Origin of the sequence: Nocardiopsis listeri (assembly GCF_020741345.1) — a bacterium.
GTDB classification, from domain to species: Bacteria; Actinomycetota; Actinomycetes; order Streptosporangiales; family Streptosporangiaceae; genus Nocardiopsis; species Nocardiopsis listeri_A.
The window spans coordinates 1-6521 of record NZ_DYZD01000468.1; the positions used below are offsets into that span (position 1 = coordinate 1).

Sequence of the window (6521 nt, forward strand, 5' to 3'; positions counted from 1 at the left end):
AACGCCGTGATGGGCCATGACGCGGCGGCCCCCGGCGACCACGCGGCGGACCTGCCCGAACTCGATCCCACCTCGGCCTGTCCGACCCTCGGAGCCTCCACCGTCTCCTTGGTCGGGGTGGCCTCCGTCGCGTTCCACCGTCGGCCCGGTGGGCCCACCCTGCCCGCCGGGCCGACGCTCCGATCGTCTCCGTTGACCCCATCGGCCCCCAACGAACCCTCTCCGGTCCGCTTACAGGTACTGCGCGTCTAGAGGCCCGCGGACGCCGCCCTCGGCGGCCCGTCCGCTCACCACGCGTGTACCAGTGAGCCGCGCCGGATCCGGCGCGGAGGAACCCGAAAAAGAGGAACCGATGACCTTCGACAAGCGTGCCCTGAACCACTGTGTCCTGGCCACGGCCATGGCCACCGCCCTGTTCGCCACCTCCTGCGGCGGTTCGGAGACGGAGACCGGAGCCGACGCCTCGGAGAGCCAGGGGCGGAGCACGGAGCACAACGACGCGGACGTGCACTTCGCGCAGATGATGATTCCGCACCACGAGCAGGCCGTGGAGATGGGCGACCTCGCCGACACGCGCGCCGGCGACGAGGTCCGTGATCTGGCGGAGCGGATCCGGGCCGCCCAGGGCCCGGAGATCGAGCGGATGGAGACGCTCCTGGACGCATGGGGCGCCGAGGGCGACCACGACATGGACCATGCCGAGATGGACGGAATGCTCTCCGAGGAACAGATGGCCGAGCTGGAGTCCGCCGAGGGGGACGAATTCGACGCCTTGTTCCTGGACTTCATGGTGCTGCACCACGAGGGCGCCGTCACGATGGCCCGGACCGAGCTCGAGGAGGGCGTGGACCCCGAGGCCCGGGAGCTGGCTCAGGAGATCATCGACGCCCAGGAGGAGGAGATCGCGCACATGAACGATCTGCTCGGCGAGGAGCCCGCAGACGGGGGCGAGGAAGGCGGACACGGCGACCACTGATCCCGAACCCGGGACGGGGGCGTTGTCGATCCTCCTCCCCGTAGGCCGCTCTCCGTAGGCCGACGGTCACCGGTCGGTGAACGACGACGTCCCGGGCCCGGGTTCGGGACGTCGTAACGCCGTTCGGGGATGTCAGCCGGCGGTGGCCGGGATGACGCTGCCCTCGTAGGTCTCCTCGATGAAGCGCACCGTGTCCGGGGAGGTCAACAGGTCGATCAGTACCTCGACGCGGGGGTCGTCGGTGTTGTCGGCGCGGGAGGCGAGGATGTTCACGTACGGGTTGCCCTCGAACTCCTCCAACAGGATCGAGTCGTTCTCGAAGTCCAGCCCGGCTTCCTGCGCGTAGTTGTTGTTGACGATCGCGGCGTCGACGTCGTCCAGTGAACGGGGCAGCTGAGCGGCCTCCACCTCACGGAAGTCCAGGTCGCGCGGGTTCTCCTCGATGTCGGAGAGGCTGAAGGTGGCCTCGTCGACGCCCTCGGCCAGGGTGATGAGCCCGCCTTCCTCCAACAGCAGGAGCGCCCGGAACTCGTTGGTGGGGTCGTTGGGCAGCGCGACCTCGGAACCCTCGGCCAGGTCGGCGATGTCGTCCACGGACTTGGAGTACAGACCCAGCGGCGGCAGGTAGATCTGCTCGACCGCGACGAGGTCGGTGTCGTTGCCCTCGTTGTACTCCAACAGGAACGGCTCGTGCTGGTAGAGGTTGACGTCGAGTTGGCCCTCCGCGAGCGCGGCGTTGGGGGCGATGTAGTCGGAGTACTCGTGGATCTCCAGGCTCAGGCCCGCTTCGGCGGCGAGTTCGGACTCGACGAACCGAAGGATGTCGCCGGCGGGGACGGCGGTGGCCCCCACGACGAGGGGCTCCTCCCCCTCGGCGGCCTCCGTGTTGTTCTCGGAGGGGGCGCCACAGGCACTCACCGCGAGCAGGGCCAGGGCGGCGGGGACGGCGAATACGGCGCGACGCATGGGAGTCCTTCGGGTGTGGCGTGTACGGACTGAATCGGGGGGTTTCCTACCTTTTAAGTATTAAATAAGGATCACCCCGAAGTCCAGCCCCAGTGACCAAGCGCACACGCCCTGACCTGCCAGGAAAGGGCGTCCGCCCCTTGCCGCCCCCCGGTCGTGGCGGCGCCGGGGAGACCGAATCCGCCCATGGGCGCGGGTCCGGATGTTCACACGACCCGCGGCGACCTCGACCACCACCCGACCCCACCGCCCCCGCCACCCCTTACCGCCTACTTACCCCGGGTGAGCAGACTTGCCGCTGACGGCACCAGGACGGGGCACTCCCCCGGGACGGAACGAGGACGATGCTCTCCGACGTGTTCGAGTGGTTCAAGGGCTTGTTCGGCGACACCGCAGGCGATCTGATCGACGGGGTCGGTGGCTCCTCGGACGAGGCCGGCGCGGCCATCGAGGACCTGGGGGACGGCGCCGTCGGCGGGTTCGTCCAGGACGGCGGCCTGGACACCGTGGCAGAGGAGGCCCAGGAGGGCGCCCTGGGAGAGGTGACCGAGACCGCCCAGGACTTCCAGGAACAGGCCCGGACGTGGGACGGGATCGCCGAGGACCCGATGGGCGCCGCCACCGACGGGATCCACGACCACATCACCGACGAGAACTGACACTCCCCGCCCTCGCCCGTCCGACCGCCGCTCGGCGCGCGGGGGCGACTTCCGGGCGACGACCCGCGTAACATCCTGACCACCCTCAGTGATCATCGATCGTCGAGAAGTCAGGGAGCTCCAATGAAGTCGCCCGTCAGACCGCACCAGATGGTTCTGCGCCTCGCCACGGGTGCCTCCATCCTCAACTCCGGGCTGAGCAAGCACGGGGCCGACGAGGACACCGCGATGGGGGTGCACGGCATGGCGGTCGGCACCTACCCCTTCCTGGACAAGGTCGACCCGGTCGCCTTCACCCGGGCGCTGTCGGCCGGGGAGATCGCCCTGGGCGCCGCTCTCCTCTGCCCCTTCATCCCCAACAAGCCGGCCGGGGCCGGGCTGAGCGCGTTCGCCGCGGGTCTGCTCGGCCTGTACCTGCGCACGCCCGGCATGCACAAACCCCGCAGCCTGGCCCCGACCGAGGAGGGCATGGGCCTGTCCAAGGACCTCTGGTTGTTGGGCGCGGGACTGTCCCTGATGCTCGATCCCTGCGACCGCCGACCCTGAACCCTCGCCCACGAACGGGCCCCGGAACGAAAACCACTCGTTCCGGGGCCCGTCGGCGTGTAATCTGCGCCGCGTCTCAGCCCGCTTTTCCGGAGAGGACCGCATGAACACCACCATCGCGCGACCGATCACCGCCCCCGCCTCGCGGCCGGTCCTTCGGTAACACCTTCCACCACCGAGAACCCTCCGCCGAGGCGGGCCGGGTGGCCACGCGCCGCCCCGCCCTCGCGCCGATCGGCGCATTCGCCATGCCCTCAGGAGTGTTCTCGCATGCCCCTCTTCCGTGCGCGTCGAACCGACGCCACCTCCCCCGGCGACCCCGACCGGCTCGGTCCCGACTTCGTCCGGCTGTGGTGGTCCTCCGCGGCCACCAACCTGGGCGACGGTGCCCTGCTCGCGGCGGGACCGCTGCTGGTGGCCTCCCTCACCGACTCCGCCACCGTGGTCGCCGGCGCGAGCGCCGCGCAACTGCTGCCGACCCTGTTGTTCTCACTCACTTCGGGGGCCCTGGTCGACCGTCTCCCTCGTCGAACGGTCCTGCTCGCCGCGAACCTGGTTCGGGCGTCGGTTCTGGCCCTGTTCGCGGTGGCCCTGGTCTTCGGCGCCCCACCCCTGTGGTCGTTGTTCATCGTGCTGTTCGCCGTCGGGACGAGCGAGACCCTCGCCGACGGCGCGTACGGAGCGCTGCTGGTGTCGTTGGTACCCCGCCCCCTACTGGGTCGGGCCAACGCCCGCCTGGCCCTGACCTTCTCCGTGAACAACCAACTGGTCGGCCCTCCGCTGGGCGCCCTGCTGTTCGGCCTGGGGTGGGCCCTGCCGTACGGACTGAAGGCCCTCCTGTGCCTGGCGGCCGTGGTGCTGGTCGCGCGGATCACCGCCGTCCCGGCGAGCACCGGTGGCCGGGACCGAGCGCAGCGGAGCACCCTGCGGGCCGAGGTCCGGGAAGGTCTCGACCACGTGCGGAGCAACCGCCTTCTGCGCACGCTGTGCGCCTGCATCCTGGTGATGAACCTGACCGGGGTGGGCGCGTTCGCGATCTGGGTCCTGTACGCCCAGGAGCGACTGGGGCTCGATGGGTTCGGTTTCGGGCTGTTCCTCGCGGCGGGCGCGGTGGGCGGAGTGTTCGGCTCTCGCGTCTTCGAGTGGCTGGAACCCCGAGTGGGTCTGGCCGCGCTGTTGCGCTGGGGCCTGGTCGTGGAGGCGCTGACCTACGCGGCCCTGGCCTCGACCACGAACGCGGTGGTGGCGGGTGCCGTGATGGCGCTGTTCGGGGTGCACACGATGGTGTGGGGCACCGCCGCGGTGACCTCCCGGCAGCGGGCCACCCCGAACGCCCTGTTGGGGCGGGTCGGTGGGGTGTATCGGCTCGCGGACCTGGGCGGGGCGGCGCTGGGGGCGCTCGTGGGCGGCGTGGTCGCCGAACACGTCGGCCTGCTGGTCCCGTTCTGGTCCGCCGCGGTGGGCGTGGGCGTTCTCGCCGCGCCGGCGTGGCTCCCCCTGGGCACGGCGGGCCGGTCCTGAGCACACCCCGCGGAAGCACCGTGTGCCCGACCGGCGACTCCAGGTTATTACTGAACAGTCATAAATCAACCATTCACCTGCGATTACGCGAGCAGGTATCGGGTACCAGAAATATCTGCGTCATATGGTATTTACATATCACCATTGAATGGCTACGGTTCTGGAAAGCGAACGGGCCGAACACGACCCCCGACAAGACCGTGAAAACCCGTTCGCCCACCTTGCACAACAGCACTGCAAGGAAATTTCGATCCCCTGACTGGGAGCGCTCCCAACTCTCCCGCTCAGCCCATCCCCCCTTCCCCTTCCATGTCCACCCAGGTCAACGCCAGGGAACCCGGAGCTCTCCGGCACCGACCGCGAACGAAGCCTCGTCCCCTCGATGCTTCGTTCGCACCGGGTGGATTCACCCCGCTCACCCTTGAGGAAGAAATCGAGATGACAGAAAACCGTGCCGTGAAAAGGACCAGATGGGTCCGCGGTGGACTGGCCGCGGCCGCCGGATTCGGCCTCGTGCTTTCCGGATCCCACGCACTCGCCGCCCCCGCCGAGTCGGAAGCCGGCAACTCCTCCGAGGAGGTCAACGCCGCCGAACGCGTCGAGAACCCCTACGTCGGCGCCGACGTCTACGTGAACCCGATCTGGTCGGCCAACGCCGCCGCCGAACCCGGTGGCGAGGCCATCGCCGACCAACCCACCGGTGTGTGGATGGACCGCATCGGCGCCATCGAGGGCAACGACAGCCCCACCACCGGCGACATGGGACTGCGCGACCACCTGGACGAGGCCGTGGAACAGGCCGCCGGTGAACCCCTGGTGTTCCAGTTGGTCGTCTACAACCTGCCCGGCCGTGACTGCGCCGCCCTCGCCTCCAACGGTGAACTGGGACCGGACGAGATCGACCGCTACGAGTCCGAGTACATCGATCCGATCGCGGAGATCCTCGCCGACTACGAGGACACCTCACTGCGCGTGGTCACCACCGTCGAGATCGACTCGCTGCCCAACCTGGTCACCAACATCTCGCCGCGTGAGACCGCCACCCCCGAGTGCGACGAGATGCTCGAGAACGGCAACTACGTCAACGGGGTCGGCTACGCCCTCGGACGGTTGGGCGCCATCGAGAACGTCTACAACTACGTGGACGCCGGCCACCACGGCTGGATCGGCTGGGAGGACAACTTCAGCGCCTCGGCCCAGCTGTTCTACGAGGCGGCCAACGCCAACGGGGCCTCCCCCGACGACGTACACGGCTTCATCGCCAACACCGCCAACTACTCGGCGTTGCAGGAGGACAACTTCGCCATCACCGACCAGGTCAACGGCACGAGCGTGCGCGAGTCGCAGTGGGTGGACTGGAACAACTACACCGACGAGCTCTCGTTCTCCCAGGCCCTGCGTGAGGAGCTCGTCTCCATCGGGTTCGATTCGGGGATCGGCATGCTGATCGACACCTCCCGCAACGGCTGGGGCGGCTCCGACCGTCCCGACGGTCCGGGCCCGGAGACCGACGTCGACGCCTACGTCGACGGCGGCCGCTACGACCAGCGCATCCAGTCCGGTAACTGGTGCAACCAGTCCGGTGCGGGCCTGGGTGAGCGGCCCAGCGCCGCCCCCGAACCGGGCATCCACGCCTACGTGTGGATGAAGCCCCCGGGTGAGTCCGACGGCTCCAGCGAGGAGATCCCGAACGACGAGGGCAAGGGCTTCGACCGGATGTGCGACCCGACCTACGAGGGCAACCCGCGCAACGGCAACAACATGAGCGGGGCCCTGCCGGACGCCCCGGTCTCGGGCCACTGGTTCTCCGCACAGTTCCAGGAGCTGCTCGCCAACGCCCACCCGCCGGTCGA

Annotated in this window: 6 protein-coding genes and 1 pseudogene; 6 read left to right on the forward strand and 1 reads right to left on the reverse strand. The window is 69.1% G+C overall.

Translation table 11 applies throughout. The features are described 5' to 3' along the window. Positions 1–252: pseudogene (locus K8V84_RS25405) on the forward strand (hypothetical protein); the annotation flags it as partial. Positions 253–352: 100 nt separating this feature from the next. Continuing rightward, positions 353–976: a DUF305 domain-containing protein gene (locus K8V84_RS25410; protein ID WP_304079376.1), complete on the forward strand. Its 624-nt coding sequence runs from the start codon at positions 353–355 to the stop codon at positions 974–976. Between the two features lie 132 nt (positions 977–1108). Here K8V84_RS25410 and K8V84_RS25415 read toward each other — a convergent pair whose 3' ends face one another. Further along, positions 1109–1942, reverse strand: a complete 834-nt coding sequence (locus K8V84_RS25415; RefSeq protein ID WP_304079377.1) for a MetQ/NlpA family ABC transporter substrate-binding protein — start codon at positions 1940–1942, stop codon at positions 1109–1111. Between the two features lie 344 nt (positions 1943–2286). Here K8V84_RS25415 and K8V84_RS25420 point away from each other — a divergent pair, with 344 nt between their 5' ends. The 4 genes from K8V84_RS25420 to K8V84_RS25435 form a co-directional block, all read left to right on the forward strand. Beyond that, on the forward strand, positions 2287–2601 hold the full coding sequence (locus K8V84_RS25420; protein WP_304079378.1) for a hypothetical protein: 315 nt from the start codon (positions 2287–2289) through the stop codon (positions 2599–2601). Between the two features lie 123 nt (positions 2602–2724). Next, the gene (locus K8V84_RS25425; RefSeq protein WP_304079379.1) at positions 2725–3147 is read left to right on the forward strand and encodes a hypothetical protein; all 423 of its coding nucleotides are present in this window, start codon (positions 2725–2727) and stop codon (positions 3145–3147) included. 270 nt (positions 3148–3417) lie between these two features. Continuing rightward, a complete protein-coding gene (locus K8V84_RS25430) occupies positions 3418–4668 on the forward strand; it encodes an MFS transporter (RefSeq protein ID WP_304079380.1) in 1251 nt (416 codons plus the stop codon). Between the two features lie 456 nt (positions 4669–5124). Then, on the forward strand, positions 5125–6521 hold a 1397-nt coding region (locus tag K8V84_RS25435; protein ID WP_304079381.1), incomplete at its 3' end, for a glycoside hydrolase family 6 protein.